Raw genomic sequence first — 14,793 nt, 5'->3', positions numbered from 1 at the left:
CGCTCGGCGCCGGCTTCGCCGCGCTCGTCGGCGCGCCGTTCGCCCTCGTCCTGCTGTCGTTCACCGTCGTCGGCATCCCCGTGGCCGTCGTCGGCGCGTTCCTCTACGCGCTCGCCGTCGCGCTCTCGTACGTCTGGGGCGCGTACGCGGTCGGCGCGTGGCTGCTCTCGCAGGCCGACCGCGAGCACCGCTGGCTCGCGCTGCTCGCGGGCGTGCTCGCGGTCCACGCCGTCGGCTACGTCCCGTTCCTCGGCGCCCTCGTGGAGTTCGCCGTGCTGCTGTTCGGGCTCGGCGGCCTCACCGTCGCGGCCTACCGCCACGTCCGCCAGCGGCGCAGCGGCGACGCGTCAGCCTGACCGCCGCAATCGCGGCGCCTAAGGCCGCCCGCCGGCTACCGGCTCGCATGCGCGTGACCGTCGAGGTGGTCGGCGAGGACACCCACGAGTTCGACGTGACCGACGAGACGTACGCCGACCTCCTCGAAGCAGTCGACCTGAGCCCGCACGAGGTCTCGGTGATGGTCGACGGCACTCCCGTCCCCGAGGACCAGCCCGTCGACGCCGAGCACGTGCGCGTGCTGCGGCTCATCCGGGGTGGGTAGCGTGGCGGCGACCGGCCCCCGCGGCGTCGTCGTCCGCCGAGCGTCGGCCCGCGACCACCTCGGCGTGGTGCGCGTCCTCGACGGCGCGAACCTCGAGCTCTCGAACGAGACCGCCGAGCGCCGCATCGACGCCGGCACCGTCGTCGTCGCGGACGACGACAACCGCATCGTCGGCGCGCTCGTCGCAACTCGGAGAGAGGAAGGCGCCCACGTCGAAGCAGTCGCCGTGCGGCGCCGCCGACGCGCCGACGGCATCGGCACCGCGCTCGTCGAGCATGCCGCCGCCGAGTGGACGCCGCTGACGGCCGACTTCGACCCGGGCGTGAAGCCGTTCTACGACGCGCTGGGCTTCGACTGCGAGCAGCGAGGGGAGCGCTACCGCGGCGTCCTACACTAGCGGTTCGACGAGGTCGCGGCCCGCCGCGAGCAGGGCTTCGACGCGCTCGGGGCCGTCGGCCTCCGCGTACACCCGCATCTTCGGCTCCGTCCCCGAGGGCCGGACGAGCAGCCACGACCCGTCCTCGAGCAGGATTTTGAAGCCGTCCGCGTCGTTCACGCGGTCCACGGGGACGCCCGCGACCTCGTCGGGGAGCTTGTCTTCGAGGTCGGCGAGCACCGCGTCCTTGCGGTCGTCCGGGCAGTCGACGCTCACCTTGTCCTGGTGGATGTCGCCGTACTCGGCCTCGATGGCGTCGAGGCGGTCGTCCAGCGGGCGCTCGCTGGCCGCCGCGGCCGCGAGCAGCGCCATCAGGACGCCGTCCTTCTCGCGGACGTGCCCGCGCATCGTGTACCCGCCGGACTCCTCGCCGCCGAAGAGGGCGTCGTGTTCGCCCATCGCCGCGGCGACCCACTTGAAGCCGACCGGCGTCTCCACGACCTCGCAGCCGTGGGCGTCCGCGAGCCGGTCCACGAGGAACGTCGTCGACACCGTGCGGACCGCCGGGCCCGCGTCGTCCTCGAGGAGGTAGTCGTACGCGAGCGCGTAGAAGCGGTTCCCGTCGAGGACGCCGCGCTCGGGCGTGACGACCGCGACGCGGTCGGCGTCCCCGTCGTTGGCGACGCCGAAGTCCGCGTCGTGCTCGTCGACGGCCAGCGCCAGCCCCTGCAGGTTCGCCTCGTCGGGCTCGGGCGGGGTGCCACCGAACTCGGGGTCGCGCTCGCAGCGCTCCCGAACCACCTCGGCGCCCGCCGACTCGAGGAGCGCGCCGGTGACGCCGCGCCCGCTCCCGTGCATCGCGTCGTAGACGACCGTCAGCCCGGAGAGGTCGGCGTCCACGAGGTCCCGGCAGTGCTCGGCGTGCGGCGTCACGAGGTCGACCTTCCGGACCTCGCCCTGCGTGGCGCCCTCCACGGGCTCCCGGAGGTTCGCCTCGATGGCCTCGGTGACTTCGGGGAGCGCCGGCGCGCCGTCCTCGGGGATGAACTTCACGCCGTTGTACTCCGGCGGGTTGTGCGAGGCGGTGATGACGAGCGCGCCCGCGAGGTCCCGCTCCACGATGGCGTGAGCGACCAGCGGCGTCGGGCAGTCCCGCTCGGGGAGCACGACGTCGAAGCCGTTCGCCGCGAGCACGTCCGCCGCGTCCTCGGCGAACCCCGCGGAGGTCTCGCGGGCGTCGTACCCGACCGCGACCGTCTCGCCCGCGTGCCCCTCGTCGGCGAGGTAGTCCGCGGTGGCCTGCGCGACCGCGCGGACGCGCCCGCTCGTGAACACGTCCAGCGTCGCCCGCCAGCCGTCCGTCCCGAAGGAGATGCCGTCCATGCGCGCAGCGTCGCCGCGTCGCGTCAAAACCCCTGCGGTCCCCGCGGTCGGACCACCGCGAATTTATCCGCCCTCCCCGAACGCGAGTACATGGAGTTCACACCGCTGGTCGTCGGCGTCACCGGGAGCCAACGCGCCACCAGCTACACCCGGCAGGCCGTCGAGCACGCCCTCGCCGCGGCCGAACGCCGGGGCGCCGACACCGACCACGTCGACCTCGGGACGGCCGACCTGCCGCTGTACGACCCCGACCGCGACCTCGAAGCCGCCGGCGACGCCGAGGCGCTGCTCGCGCGCGTCCGCGAGGCCGACGCCGTCATCGCGGGGTCGCCGAACTACCACAGCAGCTACTCCTCGACGTTCCGGAACTTCCACGACTACTGCGGGTTCGACGAGTACGAGGACACCGCGGTCGGCCTGCTCGTCGTCGCGGGCGGCGGCACCATCGCGTCGCCGCTGGACCACATGCGCATCACGATGCGCGGCGTCCACGCCGACGTCGTCGCCGAACAGGTCGGTATCCGGAACGCCTCGCGGTACTTCGAGGACGGCGCCCTCACCGACGACGACCTCGCCGAGCGCGTCGACGACCTCGCGGGCGCGGTCATCGACGCCGCCCACCGCTGGGAGCTCGCCGACCAGTCCGGGCAGTAGCTACGGCCACGGGTTGTCCTGCCCGGCGACCAGCGACTCCTTCTCCGGGCGCGAGAGCTGTTTGAGGTCGTACTCGCGGCGCATCGCCGCCGACTTCGTCTCGAAGGACTCGACGTACTGGAGGGTGACGGGGGTGCGGCCGCGCGTGTACTTCGCGCCCTCGCCGGCGTCGTGTTCGGCGACGCGGCGCTCGACGTCCGTCGTGTAGCCCGTGTAGTAGGTCCCGTCGCTGCACTCCACCACGTAGACGTAGTGCACGCCCGGAGCGAGGGCGCGCGGCGAGGACAGCGTTTCGGTCAGGCCCGGCGGGCGCGGTCCTTCGACACCTCGGCGATGCCGACGTTCGCCGCACAGTTCGGGCACGCGTGGAGGTAGCCGTCCTCATTGGCGAACACGCGCGCGAAGTTCTCGGAGACGTGGGCGTCGCAGTGGTCACAGCGGGGCATTATCGTGGTCTCTGGCGCGAGGGCCAGTGTGTGAGAGTACGCCACACGCGAATAAGTGAGTTTTCCCAATTTCGAACAAAATTTGGCCGAACTCGAAGCAGAGTTCGCCCTCCCGGTTCCGCGCCGCGGGCGCCGCCTGCATTCACGCCGCTCGCGCGCGTAGGAAGGCGTGCGTGGCCGCTCTGGCAGCGTCTTATGGGAAGCCTTATAAGGAGGCGTGGAAAAATGCAGGTCGTATGGCAGACCTCATCGTCAAGGCCGCTGTGAAGGAAGAACTCGACGACAAGAACGTTGCCTCCGACTTCTACGAAGCGCTCGACGAGGAAGTCTCGGAGCTCCTCGAAGACGCCGCGGAACGCGCGGAGTCCAACGGTCGGAAGACCGTCCAGCCGCGCGACCTGTAACTCGGTTCGACCCCTCTCGTTTTTTGCGACGCCGCGCCCCGTAGCTACGCGTCCGTGACCCGCACGCCGTCCTCGGTGCCGACGTAGACAGCGTCGGCTAGCCCGACGAACAGCCCGTGCTCGACGACGCCCGGAAGCTCCGATAGTTCCGCCGCCACCTCACTGGGGTCGTCCAGCCGGCCGAACTCGCAGTCCAGCACGAGGTTGCCGTTGTCCGTCACCACGGGGCCGTCCTTGCGCTCGGCGGCCCGGAGCTCCGGTTCGCCGCCGAGGCCGCGCACGCGCTCGGCGACCACCGGCCGCGCGTCCGGCAGCACTTCGACCGGAACCGGGTAGTCGAGCGCGTCCACCTCCTTCGAGGGGTCCGCGACCACGACGAACCGGTCGGCGCTGGCGTCCACGTACTTCTCGCGGGCGTGGGCCGCGCCGCCGCCCTTCACGAGGGCCGTGCCGGCTACCTGGTCGGCGCCGTCGATGGCGAGGTCGACGGACGCCTCCTCCAGCGTCGTCAACGGAATCCCCGCGTCGATGGCGAGCTGCCGGGACTGGTAGGACGTCGCCACGCCCTCCACGTCGAGGCCGCGCTCGCCGATGGCGCGGATGGCGTGGGCCGCCGTGCTCCCCGTCCCGAGGCCGACGACCATCCCGTCCGCGACCTCGTCGGCCGCCGCCTCGCCCGCGCGCCGCTTCGCCGCGTCGCCGCCGCCCGTGTTCTTCATACCCGTAGCGTGGACCGCCACCGACCAAAAAACGCACCCACCCGTAACCGGTGCCTGAACCGCTTCAGGTCGCGAGTAACTACCCCGGTGGCTCCCGTCCGTTCGCGCATGCCCGACGTCAGCCGAGCGGCAGCCGCCCGCGGCGACGCCGACGGTGCCGCCGTGCTCGTCCTCGCCTCCCCAGTCGACGCGGCCGCCACGCGCGTCTGCACCGACCGGCTCGCCGACGCGGACGCCGCCGTCGCCGTCTCCCTCCGGCGCGCGCCCGCGGACTGGCGGGCCGCCCGCGGCGACCGCCTCCCCCCGACCCGGTTCGTCGCGGCCGAACCCAACGCCGGCAGCGCCCACGCCGTCTCCACGCCCGGCGACCTCACGGGCGTCGGCATCGGCGTCTCCGAGTGCCTCCGCGCGTTCCCCGACGACGCCGAGCCGGCGGTCTGCGTGGACTCGCTGACGACGCTGCTGCAGTTCGCCGAGGCCGACCGGACGCGGCGCTTCCTGCAGGTGTTGGGCGGTCGCGTGCGTGCGGCGGGCGGTACCCTCCACTGCCACGCCGACCCGGCCGCCCACGAGGACGCCGCGCTCGAACGGCTCGCGGGGCTGTTCGACGGCGTGCTCGCCGCAGAACCCTAGAGCTGCTCCTTGACGGCCTCGGGGTCGTGGGTGAGCCGGAGCGTCCGCGAGCGCCCGCGGCCGTCGAGCTGCTCGTACTCCGCGTCGATGAGCCCGAGCTTGTCGAGCTTGTTCACGATCTCCGTGTACCGCGTGTAGCCGAGGTCGGTGCGGTCGTTGAACGCGTCGTAGACGTCGCCGGCCTGCTCGCCGTCGCAGTCCGCGACCGTCTCCACGAGCGCCCGCTCCGTGTCCGAGAGCGCGCGCAGGCTCCGCGAGAGGTGGATGTTCTTCGCCTCCTCGGAGACCGCTTCGACGTCCTCCAGTTCGACGGTCGTGCTCGCGCGGGACTCGGCGTGCAGGCCCGCGCGCCGCAGCAGGTCGATGCCGACGCGGAGGTCGCCCGCCTCGTCCGTGAGCTCGGCGACGCGGTCCAGCACCGTCGTCGGCACCGCGTCCTCCCGGAACCCGACGTCGACGCGGTCCCGGAGGATGTCCGTGATCTCGCTCCGGTCGTACGACGGGAAGTACGCCTCCTCCGGGCGGAACACCGACTGCACGCGGCCGTCGAGGTTCTCCACGACGTCGAGGTCGAGGTCCGAGGACACCAGAATCACGCCGACCTTCGCGCCCGCGTGGGTCTCGTGGGCGCGCAAAAGCGAGTACAGCGTGTCCGAGGCCTCGTCCTCGTAGAAGAGGTAGTTCACGTCGTCGAGGGCCACCACCAGCACCTCCTCCTCGTCGGCGATGCGCTCGGCGACCTGCCCGAACAGCTTCTTGAACGAGATGCCCGACGACGGCGGCTCGTACTCGAAGATCTCCTCGAAGATGCGGGAGAACACCGCGTACCGCGTGGAGTCGACCTGGCAGTTCACGCGCACCGTGCGGACGCCGCGCTGGCCGCCGAGCTCCCCGAACAGCTTCTGGACGGCGGTCGTCTTCCCCGTCCCGGGCGGCCCGCGCACCATCACGTTCAGCGGCCGGTTCCCGCGGACCGCCGGGCGGAGCGCGTACTGCAGCGTCTGGAGCTGGGACTCGCGGTGTTGGAAGACCTCCGGGACGTAGTCGATCTCGAAGACGTGCTCGTCCCGGAACACGGACTCGTCCCAGCCCAGCATCCCCTCCTCGGGGTCGTCGCTCATCACTTTCACCACGCTCGGGCAGCCACTTAACCCTTCGCCACAGCCCCGGCGTTCGCGGCGGAGCGGCCGGGAACCGACGGATTCGCGTCAGAACTTCCCGAGCAGGCGGTCGTAGAACGACCCCGCGGCCGCGCCGTCGCCGCCTCCCGCCTCGTCGCCCTCGGTCGCCAGCTTCTCCACGATGAGCTCCGGCGTCGAGCGCGCGAGGTGGTCTTTCACCGGGGAGCGCTCGACGACCAGCTCCCCGTCCTCCAGCCCGCGGGCGCGGATGCCGTCGACGGTCACGTCGAACCCGCACTGGTCGCGGATCTCGCCCGCGAGGTGGGAGACGAACACCCCGGAGGCGCCGGCCTCGTGGAGTTCCTCCAGGATGCCCGCGACGATTTTCGCCGAGGCCCCCGGCTCGGTGATGGACTCCAGTTCGTCCACGAGCACGAGCTTCCGCGCCGCGCCCTCGGTCAGTCCGGCGAAGTCCCGGAGCGTCGCCTCGAACGCGCCCGCGTCCAGCGTCCCCTGGGACTTCGCGTAGTAGTGCAGTTCCTCCACCTCCGGCACTCTGGCGGACTCCGCGGGCACGGGCAAGCCCATGTGTGCGAGCACGACCACGACCGCCACGAGGTCGAGCGTGCTCGTCTTCCCGCCGGAGTTCACGCCGGAGAGCAGCGCCACGCCGTCCACGCCGTAGTCCACGGGCTCGACGTCCTCGAAGGCGACGTCCAGAATCGGGGAGCGCCCCGACTCGACGTCGAACCCGCGGCCGCCGCGCTCGGCGAGCACGCAGTCGAAGTCGTCCGCGAACCGCGCGACAGCGAGCTCCACGTCCAGTTCGAGCGCGCGCTCCACGAGCTCTCGGGTGGGCTCCCGGAGGTCAGCGAGCGTCGCCGCGAGCTCGCGCTTGCGCTCGGCGCTCCGCCGGTCCCGCGCCGCCGTCAGCTCCTCGCGCAGCCGCGATACCGCCTCCGGGTCGTGGTCGACCGGGAACGTCGGCGAGTCGTCGAACGCCTGCTCGGCGATGCTGGCCTCGCCATCGCGGAGCGCGAGCGCGTCCACGAGGTGGTCGCGGGCCGCGTCCACCGCGGCGGCGTACTCGTCGGCCAGCTCCCGGGAGAGCAGGCTGTCGACGCCCGCGCCCCGCTCCACGAGACTCAGGAGGTCGGCGCCCTCGATGGTGACGTCCCGCTCCTGAATCGCCTCCCGGAGCCGGTCGTTCGCCACGGACTCGGCGGTCGACACCGCGGCGTCGAGGTCGTCGACGGCCGTCGACAGCCGGTCGAGCTCGTCGTCCCCCGCGACCGCGCCGTCCGCGTCGAGCTGTTCGAGCGCGGCGTCCAGTTCGCCGAGGTCCACGTCCGCGTCGAGGCCCGCGGCCTCGTGGACCGCGACGGCCGCCCGGATGCGGTCGCGGTTCGTCGCGAAGAACGAGAGCACGCGCTCCGGCACGACCTCCTCGGGCCGCTCCAGCGCGTCCGGTTCGACGCGCACGTCGCCGTCGACCTCCACGCCCGCGAACGCCTCGTCGAGCGCGACGACCGTCGAGTAGCCGCGCGCGAGGTCCGCCAGCCCGCGGGCGTCCTCGACGACCTCCACCGACAACTCGGGGAACGCCTCGCGGGCCTCGCTGTACGTCTCCGCGTCCGTCGTCGCCAGACACCGGTCCCGGACCGCCAGCCCCTCGGGCGGCGACAGCGGCTCGACGCCCGCCAGCGCGTCCAGCACCTCCGGGTCGGGGTCCCGGTCCATCGCCGCCGCCGCGAACTCGTTGACCTCCGCGATGCGCGACTCCGCGGCGCTCGGGTAGAACGTCCGCAGCCGCTGGCTCGCGTAGTCGGTGACCGCGCGCTCCTGCAGGAGGGCGAGCACGCGCTCGTAGACCTCGGTCGCGCGGTCGGTCGCGAGGAAGCCGCCGGGGTCGTCGTGGCGCGCGCGAATCGCCCCGCGGACGATGCGCGCGGCCCGCCCGTCGGTGACGCCGGGTGCCCGGGCGACCGCCGCCACGTCCCCGCGCCGTAGTGCGTCCTCGGGGTCGTCGAGGGACCGCAGCGACTCCGCGGTCTTCGCGCCCACGCCCGGAATCGCCTCTAACTTCATCGCCGTGGGGTACGTGGCTCACACGTAATAAGGTCTTACGCGGAGCGGCGGTGATCTCAACGGAACTACCGCCGACGAGCATCCGCGAGCGCCGCGAGGCGCGAGCGGTTCACTCCACGAGTGAGCGAAGCGAACGAGTGGAGGCCGACGACCGAACGGAGCGCGTTAGCGCGGAGTGAGCGAGGAGTGCTTTTTCCGCAAGTTTTTGCCAGCGAACGCGCCGCAGGCGCGTGAGCGCAGCAAAAAGTGCGAGTAAAAAGTGCTTCCTAGACCCCGAGCAGGTCGAACGCGTAGCCGTTGTCGTGTTCGTCGGCGTGTTCGTAGGCGACGTGGGCGGCGGCGACGTCCTGAATCGCCAGTCCCGTGGAGTCGAAGACGGTGACGCCGTCCTCGGGGGTGCGGCCGGGTTTCTGGCCGGTGACGAGTTCGCCGACTTCGCCGTAGATGTCGTCGTCGCCGAGCACGCCAGCATTATAGGGGACGTTGATCTCCCCGGAGTGGGTGGTCTGGGCGTGGTCGTCGATGACGAGCTTGGCGTCGAGGAGGAGTTCGTCGGCGAGTTCGTGTTTGCCTTCGGCGTCGGCGCCCATCGCGTTGACGTGCGTGTGGTCGGCGACGTCCTCGCGGGAGACGATGGGGTCCTCGACGGGCGTGACCGTCGAGAGCACGTCGCAGTGGCCGGCGTCGCTGATGGAGCCCTCGCGGACGTCGAACTCGTCCTCGAAGTGCTCGACGAACGCGCGAACGGCGTCCTCGTCGACGTCGCTGACGACGACCTCCTCGATGTCCCGCACGGTGGAGATGGCCTCCAGTTGGGTGTACGACTGGACGCCCGCGCCGACGACGCCGAAGCTACTGGCGTCCTCGACGGCGAGGTAGTCGGTGGCGACGGCCGCTGCGGCGCCCGTGCGCTGCATCGTGAGCTCGGTGCCGTCCATGATGGCCAGCGGGTAGGCGTTCTCCGGGTCCGAGTACACCATCGTCCCCATCACGGTCGGGAGGTCGTAGTGCTCGGGGTTGTCCGGGTGGACGTTCACCCACTTGATGCCGGCGGCGTCCCACTCGCCCGCGTCGAGGTACGCGGGCATCGACCGGAAGTCGCCGTTGTACTGCGGGAGGTCGATGTAGGACTTCGAGGGCATCTGGGCGTCGCCCCGCTGGTAGGCCGCGAACGCGTCCTCGACGGCCGGAATCAGGTCCGCCATCTGGACGTTCTCGCTGACGTCGTCCTTGTTGAGCAGCAGCGTCTCCATGGCGCAAAAATTGCTGGCGCCGTACTTAGAACCTCCTTTGTGCGGACAGCCGCCGCTGGTTGGGTAGCGTCGAAAGAAAGTCGCGGGTTCGGTGAGCGAGCGGTGCGAGGCGGGGTCGACAGGGGGCGCGAACTACTGGCCGAAGTTCACATCGCGCCGCCCATGCCGCCCATGCCGCCCATACCGCCCATGCCGCCGCCGGGACCGCCGGCGGGCGGGCCTTCGTCGCCGCCGTCGTCGCCGTCGACCTGACCGCCGGCGAGGTCGCCCGCGGCGATGACGTCGTCGATGCGGAGGATCATCGTCGCCGCCTCGGTGGCGGACTCGATGGCCTGGGTCTTCACGCGGAGCGGCTCGACGACGCCCTCGGCGTCCATGTCGATGACTTCGCCGGAGTAGGCGTCGAGGCCGGCGCCGGACTCGCCGGCGTCGTGCTGGCTGCGGAGGTCAACGAGGGAGTCGATGGGGTCGTGGCCGGCGTTCTCCGCGAGCGTGCGCGGGATGACTTCCAGCGCGTCCGCGAAGGACTCGACGGCGAGCTGCTCGCGGCCGCCGACGGAGTCCGCGAACTGGCGGAGCTCCATCGCGAGTTCGGTCTCGGGGGCGCCGCCGCCGGGCAGCACCTTGCCGTCCTCGAGCGTGACGCGGACGACGCCGAGCGAGTCCTCGATGGCGCGCTCGACCTCGTCGACGACGTGCTCGGTGCCGCCGCGGAGGATGAGCGTGACGGACTTCGCTTCCTCGACGTCCTCGACGAAGATGCGCTCGTCGCCGCCGATGTCCTTCTGGGCGACGCTGCCGGCTTCACCGAGGTCGTCGGCCTCGATGTCCGTGACGTTCGAGACCGGCGTGGCGCCGGTGGCGCGGGACAGACGGGTGAAGTCGTCGGATTTCACGCGGCGCACCGCGAGGATGCCCTCCTGCGCGAGGTAGTGCTGGGCCATGTCGTCGATGCCGCCGTCCACGAAGACGACGTTCGCGCCGGCGTCGGCGAGCGCGTCGACCATCTCCTTGAGCTGCTCCTCTTCCTGGTCGAGGAACTGCTGGAGCTGGTCGGGGTCGGTGACGTTGACCTCGGTGTCGATCTCGGTCTCCTTGACCTCGAGGCCGTCGTCGACCAGCGCGATCTCGGCGTCCTCGACGCCGAAGGGCATGTTCTCGTTGACGCGCTCCTTGTCGACGATGACGCCCTCGACGAGTTCCGAGTTCTCGATGGCGCCGCCGGTGACCTTCTCGACTTTCACGTTGTCCGTGTCGACGCTGCCCTCGTCGGCGACCGACTGGACGGCGCGGACGACCAGCGAGGAGAGGACGTCCTTGGCGTTCTCGGCGCCCTTCCCGGTCATGGAGGTCGCGGCGAGCTTCTCGAGCTCCTCGGTGTCGTCCGGGGAGATGTCGACGGCCTTCTCCTCGAGGAACTCGCGGGCCTTCTCGGAGGCCTGTCGGTACCCCTGCGCGAGCGTGGTCGCGTGGATGTCCTGCTCGAGGAGGTCCTCGGCTTCCGAGAGGAGCTCACCGGCGACGACGACGGCGGAGGTGGTGCCGTCGCCGACTTCGGTCTCCTGGGTCTCGGCGACCTCGACGATCATGTTGGCCGCCGGGTGCTCGATGTCCATCTCCTTGAGGATGGTGACGCCGTCGTTCGTGACGACGACCTCGCCCGTGGAGTCCACGAGCATCTTGTCCATCCCCTTCGGACCGAGTGTGGTGCGGACGGACTCGGAGACGGCTTTCCCCGCGGTGATGTTCATCGACTGTGCGTCCTCCCCGGAGGTGCGCTGGCTGTCCTCCGAGAGTACGATAAGCGGCTGATTACCCATCTGCTGCGCCATAGTCGTTGTTTGATTGAATGCGATTCTATTTAAAGATTGTGCGAAAGGGAGTAACACACGTGCGGAGACGCGCTGAGACGCCGGTCTGTGCCAAATTCGAAAATCCGCGACGGGGTATTTATGCTGGAACCGGCGCGAGTGGCGGGCGCCGGCGCTCGCGCTCGGCGGCCGGAACAGCACCGAGAGTCGCAGAAGAACGCCGCGTCAGCCCGGGAACTCGTGGTACTCCATGCCCTGCTGTTTGAGCTCCTCGGCGCGCTTGCGCTCGAGGAACGAGTAGACGGAGCCGTGCGGGGCGCCGTCCAGCAGCATCTCCGCGGCCGACCGCGCGACGTCGACCTCGTTCGGCTGGCCGATGACGCCGAACGTCGACCCGTAGATGACGACCTTCGCGCCCGTCAGCTCCTCCATCAGCTCGCGCGTGCGGCCGTTCTCGCCGATGAGCCGTCCCTTCTTCCGGCGGAGGTCGTTGTCGTTGCGCGCGGCGCGCTCGATGTCCACCGTCTCGAACATCCGCATCTCGTCGTCCAGGAGGCTGAGCGCGGCGTCCGGGTCGAACCCGCGGCCGATGGCGCGCACGATCTCGGGCGCCTGCATCCCGCGGACGGGGTCGCCGGTGCGCTCGATGGCGACCGACCCGTCCTCGGAGTCGACGTCGAGGCGGACCTCCGCGGCCTGCTCGATGCGGCGGAGGGTCTCGCCCCCCTCGCCGATGAGCGCGCCGATGCGGTCCTGCGGAATCTTCACGTGTTTCATGATACGTCCGAATACTGGGCGCCGGCGTAAAAGCCTTCTCTCCCGTCGTGTGTGCGGTTCACGGCCGCTCCGCCACGCTGACCGACAGCGACTCGTCGACGACGAGGTCGAGCTCGTCGCCGTCGACGTCGACGGTGACGCGGGCGGCGTCGCCCGCCCGGGTCGCGCCGTGGAGCCAGTCGACCTCCCAGACGGGGACGGTCCGCACGTCGCGGCCGTGCTCGTAGTAGAACGCGACGACCGCCGCGTGGTCGAGCGCGACGGCCGCCGCCGTCCCGTGGAACGTCCCGCCGCAGCGCCCGCACTCGAAGACCGCCCGCGGCCCGTGCTCGGGGTCGTGTTCGAGGCGGCCGTCGACCGGGCCGCTGCACTGCGTGCAGAACCCCGCCCGGACCTCCCGCAGCATCGTCCGGAAGTAGCCGTCGAGGGCGGTCGCGAGGTCGTCCTCGCGGTCCTCCACGAACGCCGGCGGGACGCCGCCCGACAGCAGCGCCACGTCGCAGTCCGTACACGTGACGCGGCCGCGCTCGTCCTCGTAGCTGGCTTCGAGGGCGCCCCCGCAGTTCGTGCACGTGCCCTCGACGGGCGTCGGCTCGACGGACGCCTCCTCCGTGAACACGCCCGAGTACAGCGCGCCGACGAGCCGGTTGCCCGCCAGCCGGAGGTCGTAGCCGTCCGCCGTCTGCTCGACGAACCGCCCGCGGAGCTTCGAGAGGTGGTAGTTGAACCGCCCGGAGTCGGCGACGTCGACGCGGTCGCGGAGCGCCGAGAACGACAGCGGGTCGTCGGCCTCCCACAGCTCCCGGAGGATGCGCACGCGGAGCTCGTCCGCGACCGCGCCGAACGCCGCCTCTGCGTCGTCGCTCATGTGTCGGTCCTGCGACGGAACCGGCTTCAGCGTTCCGCCGGTGTGCGAGTCAGTCGCGCGCTCACTCGCCGTCCGGCCGCTCGGTCGACGCCTCCGAGCGCGGGTTCGCGTGCTCCCGCACGTAGTCGTACAGGGACTCGGGGTCGACGTCCGCGCCCTGCCGCGAGAAGAAGTTCGCGACGTTCCGGCAGTCCCGGCGCAGGAACTCGTCGTGTTTGTTGTGGTGGACGGTGACCGCCTGCCCCACGTCGATGACGACGAGCTCGCCGTCGTACACCACGAGGTTGTACTCCGAGAGGTCGCCGTGGACCAGGCCCGCGTCGTACAGCCGGCGGATGTACTCCCGGACGACCTCGAACGCCGTCTCCGGGTTGTCCACGTCGACGTCGTTCAGCGTCGGCGCGGCGTCGCCCTCCTGCCCGATGAGCTCCATCACGAGCACGTTCCGCTGGACGGCGATGGGGTCGGGGACGCGAACGCCGGCCTCGCGGGCGCGCTGGAGGTTCGAGAACTCCTTGCGCGTCCACGACAACACGACCGCCTTCTTGTCGCCGCGGATCCCCTCGAAGCGCGGGTCGCCCTCGAGGTACGACCGCATCTGCGTGAAGTTCGACGCGTTGATGCGGTAGACCTTCACCGCGACGTCGCCGCCGTCGTGGTCGAGGGCCTCGTAGACGTTGGCCTCCTTCCCGGTCGAAATCGGCCCGCCGAGCGCGCCCACGTGGCCGTCCTGCACGAGCTTGTAGATGGCCGCGTACGTCGCGTCGTCGAACGCGCCGTCGTCGAGCTTGAACTGCTCGTTGTCCTTCAGGCGCTTGCGGAACTCCGAGAACTCGCGGTCCTGCCGCCGCGCGATGCGGTCGGCCTCCGTGTCCGAGACGTCGATCTCCTCGAACTCGTCGCCGGCCGCCCCCTCCGTCTCCTCGGCGAGACCGTACTCGTCGGTCACCGCCGGTCCACCGTCATTGGATGTGCCCTTCCTCGCGCAGTTGGTCCGCCTCCGACTTCTCGTACCGCCACACCACGTCGGCCTTCTCGTCCTGCCAGTCCCACGGCTCCACCAGCACCACGTCGCCCTCGCGGATCCAGATGCGCTTCTGCATCCGCCCGGGGATGCGAGCGGTCCGCTCCTCCCCGTCCGCGCAGCGAACCCGGACGCGGTTCGCGCCCAGCATCTCGGTGACTTCCGCGAACACCTCGTCGTCCTCGGGCATCCGAAGGTTCGTGCGTCCACCTTCGTCGTCGCTCATGGGCTCGAATACGTCCGCGGGCCGTTTAAACCCTATACAATTCCGGTGTCCGCGACCGCGCTGCCCCGGACCAGTACGCTTACCCCCGTGGTCGCGCTTCGCTCGCACGTGCTCGACAAACTCGGCCTCTCCGGACTGTTCGGCGTGCTGCTGATTCTCGCCGGCATCGGCGTCGTCGCGTGGAACGCCCCCGTCGTCGCCGCCGGCCTCGTCCTCGTCCTCCTCGGCATCGCGCTCGTCGTCCGCCGCGCCGCCAAATCCGTCATGGGGATGTTCGGGTTCTAAAACGCACTTTTTGCGCTGCGGGGGTGCGCCTCCGGCGCACCCCGCTCGGCAAAAACTTGCGGAAAAGCACATTCCTCCTCACTTCGCGCTCTTCCGAGCGCTCCGTTCGGTCGTCGGCCCGAGC

At 70.9% G+C, this 14,793-nt stretch carries 18 protein-coding genes and 1 pseudogene; 7 read left to right on the top strand and 12 right to left on the bottom strand.

Annotation, left to right across the window (positions count from 1 at the left end; all coding sequences use genetic code 11):
* The 3 genes and pseudogenes from GJ634_RS15525 to GJ634_RS09890 form a co-directional block, all read left to right on the top strand.
* Nucleotides 1-356 (top strand): annotated as a pseudogene (locus tag GJ634_RS15525) (cell shape determination protein CcmA); the annotation flags it as partial.
* A 47-nt stretch (nt 357-403) separates the two neighbouring features.
* Nucleotides 404-601: a ubiquitin-like small modifier protein 2 gene (locus GJ634_RS09895; protein WP_157502575.1), complete on the top strand. Its 198-nt coding sequence runs from the start codon at nt 404-406 to the stop codon at nt 599-601.
* A 1-nt stretch (nt 602) separates the two neighbouring features.
* The gene (locus tag GJ634_RS09890; RefSeq protein ID WP_394350885.1) at nt 603-998 is read left to right on the top strand and encodes a GNAT family N-acetyltransferase; all 396 of its coding nucleotides are present in this window, start codon (nt 603-605) and stop codon (nt 996-998) included.
* Here GJ634_RS09890 and GJ634_RS09885 read toward each other — a convergent pair.
* The gene (locus tag GJ634_RS09885; RefSeq protein WP_157502573.1) at nt 990-2,360 is read right to left on the bottom strand and encodes a phosphoglucomutase/phosphomannomutase family protein; all 1,371 of its coding nucleotides are present in this window, start codon (nt 2,358-2,360) and stop codon (nt 990-992) included. The genes GJ634_RS09890 and GJ634_RS09885 overlap by 9 nt on opposite strands.
* A 90-nt stretch (nt 2,361-2,450) precedes the next feature.
* Between GJ634_RS09885 and GJ634_RS09880 the strand changes: the two genes are divergently transcribed.
* Nucleotides 2,451-3,014, top strand: coding sequence for an NADPH-dependent FMN reductase (locus tag GJ634_RS09880; RefSeq protein ID WP_157502571.1), 564 nt, complete (start codon nt 2,451-2,453; stop codon nt 3,012-3,014).
* On the opposite strand, the gene GJ634_RS09875 is transcribed toward GJ634_RS09880, so the two are convergent.
* Nucleotides 3,015-3,272 (bottom strand): GIY-YIG nuclease family protein, encoded by a 258-nt coding sequence (locus GJ634_RS09875; RefSeq protein ID WP_331714096.1) that lies wholly within the window; start codon nt 3,270-3,272, stop codon nt 3,015-3,017.
* Between the two features lie 38 nt (nt 3,273-3,310).
* Nucleotides 3,311-3,460, bottom strand: coding sequence for a hypothetical protein (locus GJ634_RS15520; RefSeq protein ID WP_197425476.1), 150 nt, complete (start codon nt 3,458-3,460; stop codon nt 3,311-3,313).
* A gap of 236 nt (nt 3,461-3,696) precedes the next feature.
* On the opposite strand from GJ634_RS15520, the gene GJ634_RS09870 reads away from it, so the two are divergent.
* A complete protein-coding gene (locus GJ634_RS09870; RefSeq protein WP_157502569.1) occupies nt 3,697-3,864 on the top strand; it encodes a DUF1931 family protein in 168 nt (55 codons plus the stop codon).
* A 44-nt stretch (nt 3,865-3,908) separates the two neighbouring features.
* Here the strand turns inward: GJ634_RS09870 and rpiA are convergent, their stop codons facing one another.
* Nucleotides 3,909-4,583 (bottom strand): ribose-5-phosphate isomerase RpiA, encoded by a 675-nt coding sequence (rpiA, locus tag GJ634_RS09865; protein WP_157502567.1) that lies wholly within the window; start codon nt 4,581-4,583, stop codon nt 3,909-3,911.
* Between the two features lie 108 nt (nt 4,584-4,691).
* Here rpiA and GJ634_RS09860 point away from each other — a divergent pair, with 108 nt between their 5' ends.
* Entirely contained in the window at nt 4,692-5,216 is a 525-nt protein-coding gene (locus GJ634_RS09860; RefSeq protein WP_157502565.1) for a hypothetical protein, read from the top strand.
* On the opposite strand, the gene GJ634_RS09855 is transcribed toward GJ634_RS09860, so the two are convergent.
* The 8 genes from GJ634_RS09855 to eif1A form a co-directional block, all read right to left on the bottom strand.
* Nucleotides 5,213-6,337, bottom strand: coding sequence for an ORC1-type DNA replication protein (locus tag GJ634_RS09855; protein ID WP_157502563.1), 1,125 nt, complete (start codon nt 6,335-6,337; stop codon nt 5,213-5,215). The two genes, GJ634_RS09860 and GJ634_RS09855, sit on opposite strands and share 4 nt — an antisense overlap.
* An 87-nt stretch (nt 6,338-6,424) precedes the next feature.
* The gene (locus tag GJ634_RS09850; protein ID WP_157502561.1) at nt 6,425-8,425 is read right to left on the bottom strand and encodes an endonuclease MutS2; all 2,001 of its coding nucleotides are present in this window, start codon (nt 8,423-8,425) and stop codon (nt 6,425-6,427) included.
* A 266-nt stretch (nt 8,426-8,691) separates the two neighbouring features.
* Nucleotides 8,692-9,678 carry an ornithine cyclodeaminase family protein gene (locus GJ634_RS09845; protein ID WP_157502559.1) on the bottom strand — a complete coding sequence of 329 codons (987 nt, stop codon included), beginning with the start codon at nt 9,676-9,678 and terminating at the stop codon, nt 8,692-8,694.
* Between the two features lie 146 nt (nt 9,679-9,824).
* Entirely contained in the window at nt 9,825-11,510 is a 1,686-nt protein-coding gene (gene thsA, locus GJ634_RS09840; RefSeq protein ID WP_394350884.1) for a thermosome subunit alpha, read from the bottom strand.
* 204 nt (nt 11,511-11,714) lie between these two features.
* Nucleotides 11,715-12,266, bottom strand: a complete 552-nt coding sequence (locus GJ634_RS09835; RefSeq protein ID WP_157502557.1) for a pre-rRNA-processing protein PNO1 — start codon at nt 12,264-12,266, stop codon at nt 11,715-11,717.
* 58 nt (nt 12,267-12,324) lie between these two features.
* Nucleotides 12,325-13,134, bottom strand: a complete 810-nt coding sequence (locus GJ634_RS09830) for a helix-turn-helix transcriptional regulator (protein WP_157502555.1) — start codon at nt 13,132-13,134, stop codon at nt 12,325-12,327.
* 61 nt (nt 13,135-13,195) lie between these two features.
* Nucleotides 13,196-14,083, bottom strand: a complete 888-nt coding sequence (gene rio1 / locus GJ634_RS09825) for a serine/threonine-protein kinase Rio1 (RefSeq protein WP_331714095.1) — start codon at nt 14,081-14,083, stop codon at nt 13,196-13,198.
* A gap of 13 nt (nt 14,084-14,096) precedes the next feature.
* Nucleotides 14,097-14,384: a translation initiation factor eIF-1A gene (gene eif1A / locus GJ634_RS09820; protein WP_157502553.1), complete on the bottom strand. Its 288-nt coding sequence runs from the start codon at nt 14,382-14,384 to the stop codon at nt 14,097-14,099.
* A gap of 108 nt (nt 14,385-14,492) precedes the next feature.
* On the opposite strand from eif1A, the gene GJ634_RS09815 reads away from it, so the two are divergent.
* Nucleotides 14,493-14,669 carry a hypothetical protein gene (locus GJ634_RS09815; protein WP_197425477.1) on the top strand — a complete coding sequence of 59 codons (177 nt, stop codon included), beginning with the start codon at nt 14,493-14,495 and terminating at the stop codon, nt 14,667-14,669.
* Nucleotides 14,670-14,793 lie beyond the last annotated feature (124 nt).

The sequence above is a fragment of the Halobacterium sp. CBA1126 genome (genome assembly GCF_009741975.1).
Classification (GTDB): Archaea; Halobacteriota; Halobacteria; order Halobacteriales; family Halobacteriaceae; genus Halobacterium.
This window is presented reverse-complemented; position numbering and strand designations above follow the sequence as displayed.

What these genes read in the sequence shown, in the direction of transcription:
- GJ634_RS09860 (WP_157502565.1), top strand. Translation starts at nt 4,692, where the DNA reads ATGCCCGACGTCAGCCGAGCGGCAGCCGCCCGCGGCGACGCCGACGGT.
- GJ634_RS15520 (WP_197425476.1), bottom strand. Translation starts at nt 3,460, where the DNA reads ATGCCCCGCTGTGACCACTGCGACGCCCACGTCTCCGAGAACTTCGCG.
- GJ634_RS09870 (WP_157502569.1), top strand. Translation starts at nt 3,697, where the DNA reads ATGGCAGACCTCATCGTCAAGGCCGCTGTGAAGGAAGAACTCGACGAC.
- GJ634_RS09845 (WP_157502559.1), bottom strand. Translation starts at nt 9,678, where the DNA reads ATGGAGACGCTGCTGCTCAACAAGGACGACGTCAGCGAGAACGTCCAG.
- eif1A (WP_157502553.1), bottom strand. Translation starts at nt 14,384, where the DNA reads ATGAGCGACGACGAAGGTGGACGCACGAACCTTCGGATGCCCGAGGAC.
- GJ634_RS09895 (WP_157502575.1), top strand. Translation starts at nt 404, where the DNA reads ATGCGCGTGACCGTCGAGGTGGTCGGCGAGGACACCCACGAGTTCGAC.
- rpiA (WP_157502567.1), bottom strand. Translation starts at nt 4,583, where the DNA reads ATGAAGAACACGGGCGGCGGCGACGCGGCGAAGCGGCGCGCGGGCGAG.
- GJ634_RS09880 (WP_157502571.1), top strand. Translation starts at nt 2,451, where the DNA reads ATGGAGTTCACACCGCTGGTCGTCGGCGTCACCGGGAGCCAACGCGCC.
- GJ634_RS09850 (WP_157502561.1), bottom strand. Translation starts at nt 8,425, where the DNA reads ATGAAGTTAGAGGCGATTCCGGGCGTGGGCGCGAAGACCGCGGAGTCG.
- GJ634_RS09885 (WP_157502573.1), bottom strand. Translation starts at nt 2,360, where the DNA reads ATGGACGGCATCTCCTTCGGGACGGACGGCTGGCGGGCGACGCTGGAC.
- GJ634_RS09855 (WP_157502563.1), bottom strand. Translation starts at nt 6,337, where the DNA reads ATGAGCGACGACCCCGAGGAGGGGATGCTGGGCTGGGACGAGTCCGTG.
- thsA (WP_394350884.1), bottom strand. Translation starts at nt 11,510, where the DNA reads ATGGCGCAGCAGATGGGTAATCAGCCGCTTATCGTACTCTCGGAGGAC.
- GJ634_RS09835 (WP_157502557.1), bottom strand. Translation starts at nt 12,266, where the DNA reads ATGAAACACGTGAAGATTCCGCAGGACCGCATCGGCGCGCTCATCGGC.
- GJ634_RS09830 (WP_157502555.1), bottom strand. Translation starts at nt 13,134, where the DNA reads ATGAGCGACGACGCAGAGGCGGCGTTCGGCGCGGTCGCGGACGAGCTC.